Annotated in this window: 19 protein-coding genes, 1 tRNA gene and 1 pseudogene; 10 read left to right on the top strand and 11 right to left on the bottom strand. The window is 73.3% G+C overall.

The genetic code is table 11. The annotated features are described in order from the left end of the window. Nucleotides 1–3 precede the first annotated feature (3 nt). Entirely contained in the window at nucleotides 4–1,248 is a 1,245-nt protein-coding gene (locus E4U91_RS30905) for an amidohydrolase (protein ID WP_137309856.1), read from the bottom strand. Continuing rightward, on the bottom strand, nucleotides 1,245–2,135 hold the full coding sequence (locus E4U91_RS30900; protein WP_137309855.1) for a Cof-type HAD-IIB family hydrolase: 891 nt from the start codon (nucleotides 2,133–2,135) through the stop codon (nucleotides 1,245–1,247). Before E4U91_RS30900 ends, E4U91_RS30905 begins: the two co-directional genes overlap by 4 nt. 142 nt (nucleotides 2,136–2,277) lie before the next feature. Here E4U91_RS30900 and E4U91_RS30895 point away from each other — a divergent pair, with 142 nt between their 5' ends. The 7 genes from E4U91_RS30895 to E4U91_RS30865 all read left to right on the top strand — a co-directional run bounded on the left by E4U91_RS30895 (nucleotide 2,278) and on the right by E4U91_RS30865 (nucleotide 7,460). Next, nucleotides 2,278–2,574: a transposase domain-containing protein gene (locus E4U91_RS30895; RefSeq protein ID WP_137309854.1), complete on the top strand. Its 297-nt coding sequence runs from the start codon at nucleotides 2,278–2,280 to the stop codon at nucleotides 2,572–2,574. Continuing rightward, the gene (locus E4U91_RS30890; RefSeq protein ID WP_137309853.1) at nucleotides 2,565–2,903 is read left to right on the top strand and encodes a hypothetical protein; all 339 of its coding nucleotides are present in this window, start codon (nucleotides 2,565–2,567) and stop codon (nucleotides 2,901–2,903) included. The genes E4U91_RS30895 and E4U91_RS30890 overlap by 10 nt, the downstream gene beginning before the upstream one ends. Nucleotides 2,904–2,930: 27 nt before the next feature. After that, the gene (locus E4U91_RS30885) at nucleotides 2,931–3,266 is read left to right on the top strand and encodes a transposase (RefSeq protein WP_137309852.1); all 336 of its coding nucleotides are present in this window, start codon (nucleotides 2,931–2,933) and stop codon (nucleotides 3,264–3,266) included. 481 nt (nucleotides 3,267–3,747) lie between these two features. After that, a complete protein-coding gene (locus E4U91_RS30880) occupies nucleotides 3,748–4,215 on the top strand; it encodes a HEAT repeat domain-containing protein (RefSeq protein ID WP_137309851.1) in 468 nt (155 codons plus the stop codon). 151 nt (nucleotides 4,216–4,366) lie between these two features. After that, nucleotides 4,367–5,770 (top strand): type I glutamate--ammonia ligase, encoded by a 1,404-nt coding sequence (locus tag E4U91_RS30875; RefSeq protein WP_137309850.1) that lies wholly within the window; start codon nucleotides 4,367–4,369, stop codon nucleotides 5,768–5,770. 1 nt (nucleotide 5,771) lies between these two features. Then, entirely contained in the window at nucleotides 5,772–6,911 is a 1,140-nt protein-coding gene (locus E4U91_RS30870; protein WP_137309849.1) for an amidohydrolase family protein, read from the top strand. A gap of 24 nt (nucleotides 6,912–6,935) precedes the next feature. Continuing rightward, nucleotides 6,936–7,460: an NUDIX hydrolase family protein gene (locus tag E4U91_RS30865; protein WP_067233402.1), complete on the top strand. Its 525-nt coding sequence runs from the start codon at nucleotides 6,936–6,938 to the stop codon at nucleotides 7,458–7,460. 423 nt (nucleotides 7,461–7,883) lie between these two features. Here E4U91_RS30865 and E4U91_RS30860 read toward each other — a convergent pair whose 3' ends face one another. Together E4U91_RS30860 and E4U91_RS30855 are read right to left on the bottom strand one after the other, a co-directional pair. Then, nucleotides 7,884–8,075 (bottom strand): hypothetical protein, encoded by a 192-nt coding sequence (locus E4U91_RS30860; RefSeq protein ID WP_137309848.1) that lies wholly within the window; start codon nucleotides 8,073–8,075, stop codon nucleotides 7,884–7,886. Nucleotides 8,076–8,459: 384 nt separating this feature from the next. After that, a complete protein-coding gene (locus E4U91_RS30855; protein ID WP_137309847.1) occupies nucleotides 8,460–8,939 on the bottom strand; it encodes a Pycsar system effector family protein in 480 nt (159 codons plus the stop codon). A 284-nt stretch (nucleotides 8,940–9,223) separates the two neighbouring features. On the opposite strand from E4U91_RS30855, the pseudogene murJ reads away from it, so the two are divergent. Next, nucleotides 9,224–10,788 (top strand): annotated as a pseudogene (gene murJ / locus E4U91_RS30850) (murein biosynthesis integral membrane protein MurJ). Between the two features lie 87 nt (nucleotides 10,789–10,875). Here the strand turns inward: murJ and E4U91_RS30845 are convergent. Continuing rightward, nucleotides 10,876–10,949, bottom strand: a tRNA-Pro gene (locus E4U91_RS30845). Nucleotides 10,950–11,083: 134 nt separating this feature from the next. On the opposite strand from E4U91_RS30845, the gene E4U91_RS30840 reads away from it, so the two are divergent. Both E4U91_RS30840 and E4U91_RS30835 read left to right on the top strand, forming a co-directional pair. Further along, nucleotides 11,084–11,791 carry a thiamine pyrophosphate-dependent enzyme gene (locus E4U91_RS30840; RefSeq protein ID WP_137309846.1) on the top strand — a complete coding sequence of 236 codons (708 nt, stop codon included), beginning with the start codon at nucleotides 11,084–11,086 and terminating at the stop codon, nucleotides 11,789–11,791. 40 nt (nucleotides 11,792–11,831) lie between these two features. Next, complete coding sequence (locus E4U91_RS30835; protein WP_137309845.1) at nucleotides 11,832–12,764, top strand: transketolase family protein; 933 nt, start codon at nucleotides 11,832–11,834, stop codon at nucleotides 12,762–12,764. A gap of 100 nt (nucleotides 12,765–12,864) precedes the next feature. Here E4U91_RS30835 and E4U91_RS30830 read toward each other — a convergent pair whose 3' ends face one another. The 6 genes from E4U91_RS30830 to tdh all read right to left on the bottom strand — a co-directional run bounded on the left by E4U91_RS30830 (nucleotide 12,865) and on the right by tdh (nucleotide 17,688). After that, a complete protein-coding gene (locus E4U91_RS30830; RefSeq protein ID WP_168218197.1) occupies nucleotides 12,865–13,224 on the bottom strand; it encodes an MmcQ/YjbR family DNA-binding protein in 360 nt (119 codons plus the stop codon). A gap of 30 nt (nucleotides 13,225–13,254) precedes the next feature. Continuing rightward, complete coding sequence (locus tag E4U91_RS30825; RefSeq protein WP_174867881.1) at nucleotides 13,255–13,782, bottom strand: GNAT family N-acetyltransferase; 528 nt, start codon at nucleotides 13,780–13,782, stop codon at nucleotides 13,255–13,257. Beyond that, nucleotides 13,779–14,399 (bottom strand): helix-turn-helix domain-containing protein, encoded by a 621-nt coding sequence (locus E4U91_RS30820; RefSeq protein ID WP_137309843.1) that lies wholly within the window; start codon nucleotides 14,397–14,399, stop codon nucleotides 13,779–13,781. The genes E4U91_RS30825 and E4U91_RS30820 overlap by 4 nt, the downstream gene beginning before the upstream one ends. A 35-nt stretch (nucleotides 14,400–14,434) precedes the next feature. Beyond that, on the bottom strand, nucleotides 14,435–15,358 hold the full coding sequence (locus tag E4U91_RS30815; protein WP_137309842.1) for a LysR family transcriptional regulator: 924 nt from the start codon (nucleotides 15,356–15,358) through the stop codon (nucleotides 14,435–14,437). A 37-nt stretch (nucleotides 15,359–15,395) separates the two neighbouring features. Continuing rightward, the gene (locus E4U91_RS30810) at nucleotides 15,396–16,589 is read right to left on the bottom strand and encodes a glycine C-acetyltransferase (protein ID WP_137309841.1); all 1,194 of its coding nucleotides are present in this window, start codon (nucleotides 16,587–16,589) and stop codon (nucleotides 15,396–15,398) included. Between the two features lie 70 nt (nucleotides 16,590–16,659). Next, on the bottom strand, nucleotides 16,660–17,688 hold the full coding sequence (tdh, locus tag E4U91_RS30805; protein WP_137309840.1) for an L-threonine 3-dehydrogenase: 1,029 nt from the start codon (nucleotides 17,686–17,688) through the stop codon (nucleotides 16,660–16,662). Nucleotides 17,689–17,803 lie beyond the last annotated feature (115 nt).

The following is a 17,803-nucleotide window of genomic DNA, read 5'->3' as shown; positions in this document are numbered from 1 at the left end:
CTGTCAGTCCGCCCACCGGGCCAGTGCCGCCGACACCAGCGTCCGTACGCCCGGCAGCAGGACCGACGGGTCGGGGGCGAACAGGGGGTTGTGGTTGGCGGGCACGTGGTCCAGCTTGGTCAGCAGGTCCTCGCCGGGCGCCGCGTCCCACACCGCCGCCGGTGTCGAGGTCACGAGCCAGTAGTCGTAGGGCACGCCCGCGGGGGCGAGCAGGGAGAAGTCCTCGCTGCCCATCACCGGGCCGACGTCGAACACCGTGCCGTCGCCGAACAGTTCGCGGTGGACGGCGGCCACCTGGGCATCCAGCGCTGCGTCGTTGACGGTGGCCGGGTAGCCGGACGCCACCGTGACCTCCGGCGGCCGGGGGCAGCCGGCGGCCGCGCACTCCCCCTCCACGATCCGCCGCACGGCGTCCAGGACGCGGGCCCGCACCTGGCGGTCCTGGGTGCGCAGGTTGAGCGCGAGGCGGGCGTCGGCGGGGATGACGTTGTGCTGCGTGCCGGAGTGGAACCGGCCGACCGTCAGCACCACCTGCTCCCGCGCGGCGACCTCGCGGGCCACCACGGTCTGCAGCCGGGTGACGACGTACGCGGCGGTGACCACCGGGTCGACGGCCGCCTCGGGTCGCGAGCCGTGACCGCCGAGCCCGTGCACGACCACGTCGACGTCGTCCGAGGCGGACATCACCAGGCCGGGCCGGTGCGGGTAGAACCCGGCGGGGCCGGGCGCCACGTGCTGCCCGAACAGCGCGTCGGGGCGCGGGAAGCGCTCGTGCAGGCCGTCCGCGACCATCGCCGCCGCACCGCCACCGGCCTCCTCCGCGGGCTGCCCGACCACGACCAGCGTGCCCGACCAGGCGTCCCGGCCGGCCGCCAGTGCCTCGGCGGCCGCCACGAGCCAGGTCACGTGCAGGTCGTGCCCGCAGGCGTGCATCACCCCGTCGACGGTGGAGGCGTACGGCAGCCCGGTCGCCTCGGACACCGGCAGCGCGTCCATGTCGCCGCGCAGCCACACCACCGGGCCGTCCCCGTTGGCGAGCACGCCGACCACGCCGGTCCCGGCGACGCCGTCGGTGACCTCGTACCCGGCGGCCCGCAGGCGTTCGGCGAGCCGGGCGGCGGTGCGGTGCTCCCGGAAGGCCGGTTCGGGGTGGCGGTGCAGGTCGCGGTAGAAGTCCTCCAGGTCCGCGCCGTCCAGCCCGTCGGTGAGGTCGCGGGTGAGGCGGGCGACGGCGGACGGGGCGCTCACGCGGCGTCCGTCCCGGCGCCGTCCAGGGGCAGGTCCAGGACGCGGGCGAGGGTGCGCAGGACGCCGTTGTCGTTGTTGGACGGCGCGAGGTGCCGGGCCCGGCGGATCACCTCGGGGTGGGCGTTGGCCATGGCGAAGGACCAGTCGGCGGCGTCCAGCATCTCCAGGTCGTTGAGGTAGTCGCCGAAGACCATCGTCTGGGCGGGCGTGATGCCGAGGTCGCGCTGGAGGCGGCGCAGGGCGGCGCCCTTGTTCGCGGTGCGGTTCATCACGTCCACCCAGTGCTCGCCGGAGACGACGACCTGGTGCGTGTCCGCGAACGGCGCGAGGGCCGGGGCCGTGGTCCGCTCGGCGGAGCCGAAGTCGAACAGGGCCACCTTGATGACGTCGTCGTCGACGGCGGTGACGTCCTCGACGATCTCGTGGCGCAGGTAGTAGCGGCGCACCTCGGCCAGGAAGGGCTCGTCGGACCGTTCCACGTACGCGGACCGCTTGCCGCAGACGACGGCGCCCACGTCGACGCCGCCCGCCGCGAGGCGTCGTACGGCCCGGACCACGTCGGCCGCGACGGCCCGGTCCATCGGGTCGGAGCTGAGTTCCTCGCCGTCACGCACCACGTAGGTGCCGTTCTCCGCGATGAACACCATGCCGTCGGCGACCTCGGCGAACTCCCGTGCCAGGGTGGCGTACTGCCGTCCGCTCGCCGGGCTGAACAGCACCCCGCGCTCCCGCAGCCGCGCCAGCGCGTCCCACAGGCCGGCGGGGACGCGCTTGTCGTCGTCGAGCAGCGTGCCGTCCATGTCCGTGACCACCAGCCGGATGTCGGCGGGCGGCGCGGACTCGGTCAGGGAGGCGGAGGGCTTCAAGGGCGAGACGGAGTAGGGCATGTCCTTCCTTCTGTGCGGGGCCTTCTGCCGGGAGCGGGCGCGGGGCGTCGGTACGGCACCCGAGGGAGCCCCGGCCACCCTACCGGGGGGCGTCCCAGGCCAATGCAGTTGCTTTTGAGCTGCGGAGACCGTTGCCCCGCGTGTGACGGGGTGGGGTGCGGGACAGCGGGTGCGGATCGGGAACCTGACGAAGGTGTTCACCTCTAAGTTGGTGGACGCGGCGATAGCCAAGCACGACCGAGTCGAGCGGCGCCGTCGTCTCCTGCCGGCTCGGCTGGTCGTGTACTTCGTCCTGGCCCTGTGTCTGTTCGCCCGGGAGTCGTACGAGGAGGTGCTGCGGGTGCTGACCGGCGGCATCCCGGGCAGCCGGGCCCTCGCGCGGGTGAACCGGTCGTCGTTGTGCCGGGCTCGTGCCGGCTCGGGGAGGACGTGCTGGTGACCGTGTTCCGGCAGGTGACCGGCCCGCTCGCCACTGCTGACACGCCCGGCGCGTGGTGGCGAGGGCTGCGGCTCCTCGCCCTGGACGGCACCCAATTCGATCTTCCGGATTCGACGAGCAACGGCGACACCTTCGAGGGCCCCTCCACCACCGGGGGCATTCCATTCGGGTTCCCCCAGGTCAGAGCGGTCGTACTGGCCGAGATCGGAACGCACGGAGTCCTCGATGCCCGCCTGGGCGGCTACCGCGACGGCGAACGTAGCCTCTGCTACCCACTGGCCGGCTCCACCGGCCCCGGCGACCTGGTCATTGCCGACCGCGGCTTCTGATCGGTCGAGTTCGCGCACGTCTTCACCGTGGCGGGCGCTGATCTGCTCGTCAGGCTCCAGTCCAACCACCTCGGCACCGCCCAGGAAGAACTACCGGATGGCTCGTACCTGTCGGTGGCGCGACCAGGCAAGGAGGTCCGGCTCCGCGCCGCGCGAGAGGGCCGGGCCCTTCCCAGTCATGTGATCTACCGCGTCATCGCCTTCGCCAAGGAGGGCAAGGTCGCCCATCTGGGTACGACACTGCTGGACCCCGAGCAGTATCCGGCCGCCGAGCTGGTCGCGCTCTACCGGGAACGCTGGGAGATCGAGCTCGTCTTCGGCGAGATCAAGAACCACCTCGGCCCTGGCGGGCCGATCAGGTAGCGGACACCAGAGGGTGTCCGGCAGGAGCTGTCGGCCTACCTCGCCGTCCACCACGCGATCCGCCAGTTCGCCCACACAGCAGAACTCGCCCGCCCGGCGGTGGACGCCGACCGCGTCTCCTACCTGAAGTGCGTCCGCGTCGCCCGCCGCAGCATCCCGTCCCAGCTCGGAGCCACCACCGCCAAGCTCACGCGCTCGTTCACCGAGGCAGGGCGGGAGGCGCGCAGCCGCCTTCTTCCGACCCGGCGCAACCGGGACTGCCCACGCGCGATCAAGAAACCGAACCGCTGGCCCGTCCTGAGAACCCGTGCCTGACGCGACACGGTCCAGCCCGGCCGATGGGCCCACAATCCAACCTCGAAGGCGAAGAGCAGCCGCAGGGCTGGACGGCCGGCACTGAAGGGAACACAGGCCGTTTCACCGCCCTGACCCCGTCATTTATTGCTGAGACCAGGCGGCGACCGTCTCCTAAGGTCTGGCCGTGGACGGATACCAGGGACTGACTGCATTGATCGAATCGGCCTGGGAGGAGCTGAACAGCTCCGATGCGGGCCGCCGGGACCTCTGCCTCGATGTCGTCAGCGACGTGCTGGAGACGGGCCGCCTGACGCCGGATGACGCCGAGCGGGCCGTCGAGCGCCTCGTCACGGTCGCGCTTTCTGATGAGAGCTACCCGGTGCGGGAGTCATCGCTGCACGCGGCCTGCACCGCCTCCATGCACTACGAACTTCCCTACCGGGTGGTGGAGCCGCTCGCCGTCGGTGCGGATGGCTTCGAACCCTTGCTCCTGGACTACGTGCTGGCAATCCTCGGTTCGACTCACGACCAGGCGGCACTGCCGATCGTCGAGCGGTTCCTTCACCACCCCCACCCCGAGGTCCGCAAGGAAGCAGCAGAGGCGGTGAACGAACTGCGCTGGAGCCAGAAGCCGACCGAGACAGCCCAGTAGCTCTGGGGCTCGGCCGTAAGGCAACTGCATTGGGCGTCCCAGGCCCCCCGGCCCGCCCGATTTCCCGGACATGCCGATCATCCGGGGGCACAATGGGCCGCGTGACCGGCGGGAACCCGGTGGACGGGAGCCCGGAAAGGGGCGCGTGCCCATGACCACCCTGGCCGATCCGGTGCCCGGCGGGCGCCCCGGCGACGTCGAGCGGGCGACCGCGCTGAGCGGGGAGCTGTCCGGGCGGGGCGTGCACGGGATCGTGCTGGCCTACGTCGACACCGCGGGCGTGGGCCGGGTGAAGACGGTGCCGACCGCGAAGCTGGCGTCGGCCGCGGCGTGGGGCGTCGGCATGTCCCCGGTGTTCGACACCTTCCTGGCCGACGACCGCAGCGTCACCACGGACGTGCTCGGCGGCCCGGACGGCGACCTGCGGCTGTACCCGGACCTCGACCACCTGACGGTGCTGGCCGCGCAGCCGGGCTGGGCGTGGGCGCCCGTCGACCGGATCGCGCAGGACGGCACCCCGCACCCCGGGTGCGGGCGGACGTTCCTGCGCCGGACCGTCGCCCGGGCCGCGGAGCTGCACGGGCTCACCTTCCGGACGGCCCTGGAGATCGAGTGGTCGGTGGGCCTGGACACGGCGCCCGAGGGCGAGTTCGTGCCCGCCGCGACCGGCCCGGCGTACGGCGCGACCCGGCAGGTCGAGCTGAGCGACTGCCTCGCCGACCTGCTCGCCGCCTGCGTGGCCCAGGGCGTGGACGTCGACCAGCTCCACCCCGAGTACGCGGCCGGGCAGTTCGAGATGTCGGTGGGGGCGCTGGACCCGGTGGCGGCGGCCGACCGCAGCGTGCTGGTGCGCCAGACGATCCGGGCGGTGGCCCGCCGCCACGGCCTGCGCGTGTCGTTCTCGCCCGCCGTGTCCGCGCGCGGGGTCGGCAACGGCGGCCACGTCCACCTGTCGGCCTTGCGCGACGGCCGCAGCCTGCACACGGGGGGTGAGCGCCGGCACGGCCTGACGGCGGACGCGGAGGCGTTCGCGGCCGGGATCCTGGGCCGGCTGCCCGCGCTGACGGCCGTCACGGCGCCCAGCCCGGCGAGCTACCTGCGGCTGAAGCCGTCGCAGTGGGCCGGGGTGTTCACGGCTTGGGGCCTGGAGACCCGCGAGACGGCCATCCGCCTGGTCCCGGGGACCGCGGGCCACGGCGAGGAACAGGCCAACCTGGAGGTCAAGCCGGTGGACCTGGCCGCCAATCCGTACCTGGCCCTGGGCTGTCTGATCGCCGCCGGACTCGACGGCGTCGGGTCCGGCGCGCGGCTCCCCGAGGAGACGACCGGCGACCCGGTGCGGCTCGACGCGGCGCGGGCGGCGGAACGGGGCGTGCGCAGGCTGCCGGGCTCGCTGGAGGAGGCCGTGGCCGCGTTCCGCGGGGACGAGGTGCTGCGGGCCGCGCTCGGCCCGGTGCTCGCGGACGCGGTGAGCGCCGTACGGGAGGGCGAGTCGGCCGGCGTGGCGGGGCTGGACGACGAGCGGGTGGCGGCGGCCTACCGCTGGCGGTACTGACGTGGGCGCCCCCGAGGGACCGGTCCACGAGGCGCTGGCCGCACTGGACCTGGTCGACCACCACTGCCACGGCGTGGCCACCGGCGACCTCGACGGGCCGGGGTTCGAGTCGCTGCTCACCGAGGGCGAGCGCTGGCCGGGCCTGTCCCCCTTCGACACGCCCGCCGGGGTGGCCGTCCGCCGCCACTGCGCGCCCCTGCTCGACCTGCCGCGCCACGCAACCCCCGAGGACTACGTCGCCCGGCGCGCGGAGCTGGGCGCCCGGGAGGTCACCCGGCGCTTCCTGACGGCCGCCCGCACCGGCGTCTTCTGCGTCGACACCGGGTACGCCCCGCTGCCCCTGACCCCGCCCGCCGCCCTGGCCCGGGCAGGGGGCGGCACCGCCCACGAGGTCGTACGGCTGGAGGGGGTCGCGGAGGCGGTGGCCGCGCGGGGCGTGGACGCGGGGGCGTACGCGGACGAGTTCCGCGCGGCCGCGCTGGAGGCGGTGCGCCGGCCGGGCGTGGTCGGGGTGAAGTCGGTGGCCGCCTACCGGACCGGCTTCGACCTGGACCCGGCCCGCCCGTCGGACGCCGAGGTCACCCGGGCGGCCCGGGCCTGGCTGGCGCGCGGCGGCCGGCTCGACGACCCGGTGCTCGTGCGGCACCTGCTGTGGACCGCCGTGGACCTGGGGCTGCCCCTGCAACTGCACACCGGCTTCGGCGACGCCGACCTGCGGCTGCACCGGGCCGACCCCAGCCTGCTCACCGACTGGCTGCACGCGACCGTCGGCGCCGTCCCGGTGCTGCTGCTGCACTGCTGGCCCTACCAGCGCCGGGCGGCCTACCTGGCCGCGGTGTTCGAGCACGTGTACCTGGACGTCGGGCTCACCCTGCACCACGTGGGTCCGGCGCGGGCGCGGGCGGTGCTGGAGGAGGCGCTGGAGATCACACCGTTCCGCAAACTGCTGTACAGCTCCGACGCCTACGGTGTCGCCGAGTTCTACCACCTCGGCGCGCTGGCGTTCCGCCGGGGACTGGGCGACCTGCTCCAGGACCGGGTGGACGCCGACGAACTGCACCTGTCCGACGCGCTGCGCCTCGCGCGCTGGGCGGGAGCGGACAACGCCCGCCGGGTCTACCGGCTCCCTTCCGGACACTGAAAGTATGATCAAGCAATGTCTGACATGACCGAGACCACGCCCGGTTGGCTGAGCCAGGACGAGCTGGAACTGGCCCGTGCCCGCATGCCGATCCTGTACGTCGAGGCCGTGCCCGTGCGCGTCGACGACAGCGGCGAAGTCACCAGCATCGGACTGCTGTTGCGCATCGGCCCGGACGGGACGGTCAGCCGCACGCTGGTCTCCGGCCGGGTCCTGCACCACGAGCGGGTCCGCGACGCCCTGCTGCGCAACCTGGAGAAGGACCTCGGTCCGGTGGCGCTGCCCCGGGTGCCCACCTCCCTCCAGCCGTTCACGGTCGCCGAGTACTTCCCCACCGTCGGCATCACCCCGTACCACGACCCGCGCCAGCACGCGGTGTCGCTGGCGTACATCGTGCCGGTGACCGGCGACTGCCGGCCGCGGCAGGACGCGCTGGACCTGGTGTGGTTCAGCCCGCACGAGGCGGCCTCGCCCGAGGTCCTGAGCGAGATGCCGGGCGGCCACGGCTTCCTCCTCCGCCAGGCCCTGGCCCACGTGGGCCTCGGCTGACACCGGGCCGACACCGGGAACCGGGCCGCCGCACCGACCGACCGACCACGGTGGCCGGGCGGCCGGCCCGGCTTCCGACCAGCCCGTTCGCGTCCAGGCGGCGCGGACTTCGCCGCGGGCGCGCTCGGACGAGCCCGTGTGGAGCACGCCGAGGTGGAGGCGGTGCGCCGGCTTGCCCGGATGTGGAGTGCGACGACCCGGCCGCCCTCGCCGAGGACGGCTACGACCAGTTCGTCCTGCGGCTGCCCATCGCGTTCAACCGCGATCGCGCCCGCGTCCTCCGCGCTCTGGCCGCGCGGCTCCGCAGGGCCAGGAGTTCACCCGGCGCCGTCGACTGTTCCGGCCGCTGTGCACCTGCGCGACCGCCCCAGAGGCGCACAACCCGCACCCTGGCCTGACCAGGCACGCAGGAGTATTCACTGCTCAGCCGCCACCTGGGTAGTACAGGTACAGGACAACCGAGTTGATCGGCGTGAAGTCCGTCCAGTACCCATCCTGCGGCCACATGACGTCGTCGCAGTCGCCCGTCCCGTTGTAGCCGGTGCACAGCTCGGCCAGAGCGTTCCAGCCGTACTGGTTGTTGAAGATGTTGTGGTGGTTGTACTGGCCGCTCAAGTTGTGTGCGCCGTAGCTGTACCAGATGTGCGTGGGCTTCGACGAGAGGGGTGCACCCTCACCGTAGAGACAGACGGCTCCGTCGGGACAGTTGTACCGGGTCGACTCGCTCCCGGCCTGAGCTGGACCGACCGCCGTCACGAGCGCAGTCGCGGCTGTCACTGCCATCACCACGGCTCGGCGAATACTTCCTGTCATGGATCCCCCTCCGCTGCCGGCCAGTCATGCATCGCACATGGGTGACCGTAGGTGCATCCCGTCGTCCCCAAGCACCAATGCGCGCACGCTGACTCCCCAGTTCGTGCACCGTGCGCGACGCGACGGTAACGATCAAGGCCCCGATCCACGTCTGACTATGGGGTGACCCGCACCCGCCTGCCTGAATCACTGAATGATCAGACTGAGCACCCCAGCAGCAGCTACGAGACAGATGCCGATCAGGATGAAGTTCACCGCTCGGCGCAACATCTGGAACTTCATGCTGACCACGCGCGACAGGAACAGAATCGTCTCCGGTCGTATCTCCGTGGCCAAGTGAGCGCGCAGCTCATCACGGTCCATCACCGTCCACCGTGACCAGCCCCACGAGGTGCCGGCGCGATCGGCTGCGTTCGGGCGAACAGCGATGAGCAAGGTGACCGTGGCGAACAGAAGGAAGGCCGCCCCGACCGCTCCGGTGACAAGCACCGCCATGGGCTGGGAGCTGTCGAGGTTGGCTGCGACAAAGCCCAGGCCAACGCTGTTGATGGCCAAGAGAATGCTCGCTTTCGTCTCCCCTCGGGTCAGTTCACTGGCGGCCGTCCTGAGGGCGTAGTCCAGGTTCTCCGACAATAGGTCCGAGCTGCCACGCTGCGGCTGACTCATTGGCGCGCTCCCTCCGTCGTGCCGAAGACACGGGCCAGTCGCGCTCCGGTTCCGCCCACCCACGAGTTGAGTGAACGGACGCGCTCGGTGCCGACATCACCTCGTTCTTCCGCGACTCCGCAACGACGGCCGGGAATCGTACCCGGCTCTGTGGGCCGGGGATCCCGCTGACGTAGGTTGACCCGATGTTCGAGGGGGTCAGGGCCACAGCACGGGACGACACGCGGGGCGACAGGCGGGCGGGGCGAGGAGGGGGCGGTGGGGCGGCGCGTTCCTCGCTTCTCATGGCGGCCGGCACGGTCGTGTCCCGGGCGACCGGGCTGATCCGGCAGGTGCTCCAGGCCGCGGCCCTCGGCACCGGCCTGCTGGCGAGCACGTACAACACGGCCAACACCGTGCCGACCAGCCTGTACACCCTGCTGATCGGCGGTGCGCTCAACGCCGTGCCGGTGCCGCAGCTGGTGCGGGCGCGCGCCACGCACGCCGACGGCGGCCGGGCATACGAACAGCGCCTCGTGACGCTCGTCGTGTCGGTCCTGGCCGTGGGCACCCTGCTCGCGGTGTGGGCGGCCCCCCAGATCGTCGGGCTGTACATGCGGGACACGCCCGCACGTCACGAGGCGTTCCGGCTCACCGTGGTCTTCGCCCGCTTCCTGCTGCCGCAGATCTTCTTCTACGGCCTGTTCTGCATGCTGGGCCAAGTCCTCAACGCGCGCGAGCGGTTCGGCGCGATGATGTGGACGCCGGTCCTCAACAACATCGTGCTGACCGCGATGTTCGGCCTCTACCTGGGGCTGATGACGGTGCCCCGGCAGGTCGAGGACGTCACCGGCGCGCAGGTGCGCCTGCTGGGCCTGGGCACGACCGCGGGCATCGCCGTCCAGGCGCTCGCGCTGGTCCCGTTCGTGCGCGCGGCGGGGTTCCGGTTCCGCCCGCGCTTCGACTGGCGCGGCTCGGGCCTGGGTTCGGGCGTGCGGGCCGCGCAGTGGACGCTGCTATTCGTCCTCGCCAACCAGGTCGCCCTGATCGTGATCACCGCATTCGCCAACGCCGCCGACCAGGCGCTGCCGCAGGCGGGCGTGGGCTACTCGGCGTACACCTACGCGCAGACGATCTGGATGCTCCCCCAGTCGGTGGTGACCGTCTCCCTGGTGACCGCGCTGCTGCCGCGGATGAGCCGCGCCGTCGCCGAGGGCCGGATCGCGGACCTGCGGGCCGACCTGGCGCGGGGGCTGCGGGTGAGCGGGGTCCTGGTCGTCCCGGCCGCGTTCTTGTTCCTCGCGCTGGGCCCGCGCATCGCCACGCTGCTGTTCGCGCACGGCGCCGCCGACGCGGCCTCGGCGCGGCCGCTCGGCCACATGCTCCAGGCGTTCGCACTCGGCCTGGTCCCGTTCTCGGCCCAGTACTTGCTGCTGCGCGGCTTCTACGCCGTCGAGGACACCCGTACGCCGTTCCTGATGGCCCTGTGGATCGCCGCGGTGAACATCGTCCTGGCCACCGCCTGCCACGTCCTGCTGCCCGCCCGCTGGGCGGTGACCGGCATGGCGGGCGCGTACGCGCTGTCCTACCTGGTCGGACTGGCGCTCACCGCGCGGCTGCTGCGCCGCCGGCTGGGCGGCCGCCTGGACGACGGCGCGGTGCGGCGGACGTACACGAAGGTGCTGGCCGCCGCGGCGTGCGCCGCGGGCCTGGCCTGGGCGGCCGACCGGGCCTGTGCCGACGCCCTCGGCGCGGCGTGCCGACCGCGCTCGCCCTGCTGGCGGGGACCCTCACCCTGGCCCTGGCGTACGCGGGCCTGGCCCGCCTGCTTCGGGTGGACGAGTTGCGGCGGCTGCGCCCCGGGCGCTGACGCAACCGCAACCGCAACCACGGCGGGCGGCGGCACGAAAAAGTCCGGCGGGCCTGTCGTTGTCGACAGGCCCGCCGGACCACACCGTCGGGACGACAGGATTTGAACCTGCGACCCCTTGACCCCCAGTCAAGTGCGCTACCAAGCTGCGCCACGTCCCGGTGCCGTCTGACCTGGGCTTTCCCCTGGCCGAACGCGCAGGGAAACAATACCGCACTCGGGTCGGTGGTCGCGCACCCGTTTCGGCCGTGCCGCACTTGACCTCAAGTTTGGTCGAGGTTGCACGATCGTCCGCATGACGATCACCGAGGAACGCCACCGGGCGTACAGCTACGCGGACCTGCCGGACCTCATGGGCAGGATGACCGGCGACGAGAAGCACGGCCCCGCCGCCACCTCCACGCTCGACGTGCTGTGGGTGCTCCACGACCGGGTGCTGCGGGTCGCGCCCGAGCGCGCGGACGACCCGGAGCGTGACCGGTTCCTGCTGTCCAAGGGCCACGGCCCGATGGCCTACTACGCGGTCCTCGCCGCGAAGGGCTTCGTGCCGGCCGCCTGGCTCCCGGACTTCGGCTCCTACGACTCGCCCCTCGGCCACCACCCGGACCGCACCCTCGTGCCGGGCGTCGAGATCGGCAGCGGCTCCCTCGGGCACGGGCTGCCGATCGCCGTGGGCACGGCGCTGGGCCTGCGTGCCCAAGGGCTCGCCGGACCCGCGGTGTGGGTGCTCGTCGGCGACGCGGAGCTGGACGAGGGCAGCAACCACGAGGCGATCGCCTTCGCCGGCCCGGCCGGGCTGGAGCGGCTGCACACCGTCGTCGTCGACAACTCCTCGGCCACGTACGCCCGGCCGGGCGGCATCGTCGCGCGCTTCGAGGCAGCGGGGTGGTCCACGGCGGCCGTCGACGGCCGCGACCACGAGGCCCTGTACGCCGCCTTCACCGCCCCGCACCCGGGCCGCCCGCACGCGGTCGTCGCCCGGGTCGAGCCCAAGTCCGACTGACGACACCCCCCTCCCCTCCGCCGACTCTGGAAGGCCTTCCATGGACACCATGCGTGACCGCTTCGCCCCCGCCGTCTCCCGGATGCTCGACGAGGACCCCCGGGTCGCCGTCGTCGTCGCCGAGATCGGCGCCGCCGCCTTCGACGGGGCACGGGCCCGCCATCCCGACCGGGTGATCAACGTGGGCATCCGCGAGCAGTTGCTGATCGGCGCGGGTGCCGGGCTGGCGCTCACCGGAATGCGGCCCGTCGTGCACACCTTCGCCAGCTTCCTCGTCGAGCGGCCCTTCGAGCAGGTCAAGCTCGACCTCGGGCACCAGGACGTGGGCGCGGTGCTGGTCAGCGCCGCCGCGTCGTTCGACTGGCCGGCCGGCGGCTTCACCCACATGGCGCCCGGGGACGTGGCCCTGCTGGACACGCTGGACGGCTGGACCGTGCACGTGCCGGGCCACCCGGACGAGGCCGAGACCCTGCTGCGGCACGCGGTGCGGCCGGGCGACCTCACCGCCGACGACAAGGTGTACGTGCGGCTGTCGGTGCAGGCGAACAGCACGGCGCTGCCCGTGGACGGGGAGCGGTTCCTGGTCGTGCGCGAGGGCCGCTGCGGGGTGGTCCTCGCCGTCGGGCCGATGCTCGACGCGGTGCTCGCGGCGACGGAGGGCCTCGACGTCACGGTGCTGTACGCGACGACCGTGCGCCCCTTCGACGCCGCCGCCCTGCGCTGGTCCGCCGAGCAGGCCACGGCGGACGTCGTGCTGGTGGAGCCGTACCTCGCGGGCACCTCGACGGCCGCCGCGAACGACGCCCTCGCCGACGTGCCGCACCGGGTGCTGGGCCTCGGCGTCGGCCGCCGCGAGCTCAGGCGGTACGGCACCGTGGAGGAGCACGTCGCGGCGCACGGCCTGGACGCGGGGTCGCTGCGGGAGCGGATCGGGGCGTTCCTCGCCGGGGGGCGGGTGCCGGTGGCCGAGTGATGCCGCCGACCGCCGACCGCCGGCTGCCGACCGCCGGCCGCCAGCCGTCGACCGCCGTGGGCCGGACCGGCCGCACGTGCCCGCCCGGCCCGGTGACGGCTCACCGCCCGTCGGTCACGCCCAGCTCCGGGTACGCCTCCAGCAGCCGCTGCGGTGCCGCCTGCCGCCAGGAGTCGGCGAGGATGTCGCGCAGCTCCGCCTCGTCGTCCAGCGCCGCCAGCCGGACCCGCACCCAGGCGAACTGGGCCTCGTGGGCGGCGATCCAGAACTTCCCCGGCTCGGCGAGGGCCAGTTCGTCGCGCTCCTCCTTGGGACAGCGCACGGCGAGGGAGGTCTCCTCCTCGGGCAGCGTGGCGAACATCTTGCCCGCCACCCGGAACGTGGGCATGCTCCAGGCGGTCTTCTCCGTCGTGTCCGGCAGGGACAGGGCGATACGGCGTACGTCTTCGGCGTCCGGCATGTGCCGCACCGTAGCCCCTGCCACTGACACTCACCCCTCGGCGTCCACCAGGCGCTTGTAGTAGAGGGTGGTGGGCCGCAGCACCCCGTCCGGGGCGGCCGCGTAGTCGGGGATCACCCCGGCCCGCGTCCAGCCCGCCCCGCGGTAGAGGTGCTCGGCGGGGCTGCCGGTCTCGGTGTCCAGGTGGAGCAGGGTGAACCCGTCCGCGGCGGCGGCCTCCTCGGCCACGGCCAGCAGCCGCCGTCCGAGGCCCCGGCCGCGGGCGTCCCGGTGCACCATCAGCTTGACCAGCTCCGCGCGGTGGCGGCTGTTGGGCTTGTCCGGGAGGGCGAGGCCGACCGTGCCGACGACGCGGTCACCGTCGTACGCGGCCCACACCGCGAGGCGTCCGTCGGCCGCGGCCGCCGCGCGCTCCGCCCACCAGGCCACGGCCCCGTCGCGGTCGAGCGGCGCGAGGAAGCCGACCGAGGCGCCGCCGGCCACCGTGTCGACCAGCAGGTCGGCCAACGCCCCCACCGCGGACCGGAGCCGGTCGCCGTGCAGCCGGGTCACCCTCACGGCAGCACCACCGCCAGCGCGTAGCGCGCCCCGGTGTCCCCGAGGCAGCGGAAGCGCGTCGGCCCCCACACCCGCAGCCGCAGGCAGTCCCCGGCGTCCAGGCGGTGCTCGGTGGCGTCGGCGGTGACGGCGAGCGCCCCGTCCAGCACCCAGATGTGCTGCTCCAGCCCGGCCACGGGCGGCCGGTCGTAGGCGAGGTCGGCGCCGGGGGCGAGCCGTCCCTCCACGAGTTCCCCGCGCAGCGCCGGGTGCGGCGGCGACACCGAGCGCCGTACGAAGCCGGAGGCGCGGTCCTCCCAGACCCGCTGGTCGGCGGCGCGCAGCACCGGCACCGGCGCGGAGGCGGCCTCGACCTCGCCGAGCAGCCGCGACATGGTGCGCCCGTACACGTGGCACAGGCGGTTCAGCAGGGCGGCGGTCGGGCTGATCTCGCCCCGCTCGGCGCGCGACAGGGTGGACCGGCTGACGCTGCTGCGCTCGGCCAACTCCCCCAGCGTCCAGCCCCGCTCGGCCCGCAACTCGGCCAGCCGGGCGGCGAGTCGGGCGTCGACGGCGTCGGGGTCCGGGCCGCCGCCGTCCGCGTACGGGTCCTCGGTGGTGAGTTCCTCGCTTCTCATATCCGGGAATCTATCCCTGATATGAGACAGCCGTGTTAACGGAAGCTCTCCGCGCGCTCCGTGCCCGCCGCCTCGCCGAGCGCGTCCAGCACCGGGCGGATCAGCGGGTGGTCCTCTGCGCCGCGGCGCACGGCGGCGAAGACCCGGCGGGTCGGCGCCACGCCGTCCACCGGGCGCACGACGACGCCGGTGAGGTCCATGCCGCGCAGGGCCGAGCGCGGGACGAGGGCCACGCCGGCATCCGCCGAGGCGAGGGCGACGACGGCGCGGAAGTCGTCCGAGGAGTGCTCCATGCGGGGCTGGAAACCGGCGTGCTCGCAGGCCAGGACGACGACGTCGTGGCAGGGGTTGCCGGGGTAGGGGCCGATCCAGGTGTCCTTCGCCAGGTCGGCCAGGGGCACCTCGGCCAGGTCGGCCAACCGGTGGCGCACCGGGACGACCGCGTCGAAGGGCTCGGCGTAGAGCGGCACGTGCGCGAGGCGCGGGTCGTCGGCCGGCGGCGCCCCGCGGTACTCGACGGCCACCGCGACGTCGACCTGCCGGTCCAGGACCATCGGCAGGCTGGCGTCGCCCTCGGCATCCTGGACCCGGATGCGGATGCCGGGGGCGGTCCCGGCGAGGCGGGCCACCGCCGGGGCCACGACCAGGGCGATGCCGGTCGCGAAGGCGGCGACCGTGACGGTGCCCGCCTGGCCCGAGCCGTAGGCGGCCAACTCGGCCTCGGCCCGCTCCAGCTGGGCGAGCACGGCGTTGGTGTGGCTGAGCAGGATCTCCCCGGCCGGGGTGAGGCGTACGCCCTTGGCGCCGCGCTCGACCAGGCGGTGGCCGGTCTCCTGCTCCAGGGCGGCGAGCTGCTGGGAGACCGCGGACGGGGTGAGGTACAGCGCGGCGGCAGCCGCGGTCACCGTACGGTGGTCGGCCACCGCACGCAGGATGTGGAGCCGCCGCGCTTCGATCATGCGATCGATTGTCTCAAATGCCCCCGTGTGCTCCCGGTCAGCCCTCCAGCTCGGCCCGGGCCGCCACGAAGGCGTCCACCGCGCGGTTCACGTCGTCCGTGGAGTGGGCGGCGGACAGCTGGACGCGGATGCGGGCCTGGCCCTGCGGGACGACCGGGTAGGAGAACCCGATGACGTACACGCCGCGCTCCAGCAGCAGCTCGGCCAGGCGGCCCGCCTTGGCCGCGTCGCCGATCATCACCGGGGCGATGGCGTGGTCGCCGGGGAGGACCTCGAAGCCCTCCTCGGTCATCCGGCGGCGGAACAGGGCGGTGTTCTCCCGCAGCCGGACCCGCAGGTCGTCGGCGGACTCCAGCAGGTCGAGGACCTTCAGCGAGGCCGCCGCGATCACCGGGGCGAGGGTGTTGGAGAACAGGTACGGCCGGGAGCGCTGGCGCAGCAGGGCGACGATCTCCGCGCGGGCGGCGACGTAGCCGCCGGAGGCCCCGCCGAGCGCCTTGCCGAGGGTGCCGGTGATGATGTCGACGCGGTCCATCACGCCGTGCAGCTCGGGGGTGCCGCGGCCGCCGGGGCCGACGAAGCCGACGGCGTGCGAGTCGTCGACCATGACCATCGCGTCGTACCGGTCGGCCAGGTCGCAGATCTCGCGCAGCGGCGCCACGTAGCCGTCCATGGAGAACACGCCGTCGGTGACGACCAGCTTGCGGCGGGCCCCGGCCGCCTCCTTCAACTGCCGCTCCAGGTCCGCGAGGTCGCGGTTGGCGTAGCGGAAGCGTCGGGCCTTGGACAGCCGGATGCCGTCGATGATCGACGCGTGGTTGAGGGCGTCGGAGATCACCGCGTCCTCCGGGCCGAGGAGGGTCTCGAAGACACCGCCGTTGGCGTCGAAGCAGGAGGAGTACAGGATCGTGTCCTCCTGGCCCAGGAAGGCCGAAAGGCGCGCCTCCAGCTCCTTGTGCACCTCCTGCGTGCCGCAGATGAAGCGCACGGAGGCCATGCCGTAGCCCCAGCGGTCCAGCGCCTCGTGGGCGGCGGCGACCACCTCGGGGTGGTCGGCCAGGCCGAGGTAGTTGTTGGCGCAGAAGTTCAGGACCTCACCGGGACGCCCGCCCGCGGTGACGTTCACGGTGGCGGACTGCGGGGTGCCGATCACCCGCTCCGGCTTGTGCAGCCCGGCGGCACGGATCTCGTCGAGGGTGGCGCGCAGGTCGTCGCGCACGGTGTCGAACATGGGGGACTCCAAAGGGGTACGTCAGGGCCGGGCGAACCGGGCCACGAGAACTGGGGCCTGTCCGACAGGCCTACGCCGTCCAGTCGAGGATGATCTTGCCGCCGGTGCCGCTCGCCGCGTCGGCGAACGCCGTCTCGAAGTCGCGGTAGCCGTAGCGGCCGGTGATCACGGGGGCCAGGTCGAGGCCGCCCTCCAGCAGGACCGACATCGCGTACCAGGTCTCGAACATCTCGCGGCCGTAGATCCCCTTGAGGGTGATCATGGAGGTGACGATCCGGGCCCAGTCGACCGGGAACTCCTGCGCCGGCAGGCCCAGCATGGCGATCCGGCCGCCGTGCGTCATGTTGGCGATCATGTCGCGCAGGGCCTCGGGCCGGCCGGACATCTCCAGGCCGATGTCGAAGCCCTCGCGCAGCCCGAGGACGCGCTGGCCGTCGGCGATCGAGGAACCGGCGACGTTCAGGGCGAGGCTCACGCCGATCTTGCGGGCCAGCTCCAGGCGCTCCTCGCTGACGTCGGTGACGACCACGTGGCGGGCGCCCGCGTGCCGGGCCACGGCGGCGGCCATCAGGCCGATCGGTCCGGCGCCGGTGATCAGCACGTCCTCGCCGACCAGCGGGAAGGACAGCGCGGTGTGCACGGCGTTGCCGAACGGGTCGAAGATCGCGGCCACGTCGAGGTCCACGGGGACGCGGTGCACCCACACGTTGGACGCCGGCAGCGCGACGTACTCGGCGAACGCGCCGTCGCGGCCGACGCCGAGGCCGACGGTGGCCCGGCACAGGTGGCGGCGCCCGGCCAGGCAGTTGCGGCACTTGCCGCACACCAGGTGGCCCTCGCCGCTGACCCGGTCGCCGACGGCTATGTCGGTGACGTCCCGCCCGGTCTCCACGACCTCGCCCACGAACTCGTGCCCGACCACGAGCGGGGTACGGATGGCCTGCTGCGCCCAGCCGTCCCAGGACCGGATGTGCAGGTCGGTGCCGCAGATGCCGGTGCGCAGCACCTTGATCAGTACGTCACCGGGGCCGATCTGCGGCTCCGGGACGTCCGCGAGCCAGAGCCCGGGCTCCGCCTTCTCCTTGACCAGCGCCTTCACGCGACGGCTCCTGTGGTGAGGTCCCGGGCGCGCGGGCAGGCCGAAGGAGCCCGCAGCCGGGGAGAGGGGTGGATTCGACGAGCAATCTGCCGTACGTCCCCCACCGCGGTCCATC

The organism is Streptomyces lasalocidi, from assembly GCF_005280215.1.
In the GTDB taxonomy this organism is placed as follows: domain Bacteria; phylum Actinomycetota; class Actinomycetes; order Streptomycetales; family Streptomycetaceae; genus Streptomyces; species Streptomyces longwoodensis.
This window is presented reverse-complemented; position numbering and strand designations above follow the sequence as displayed.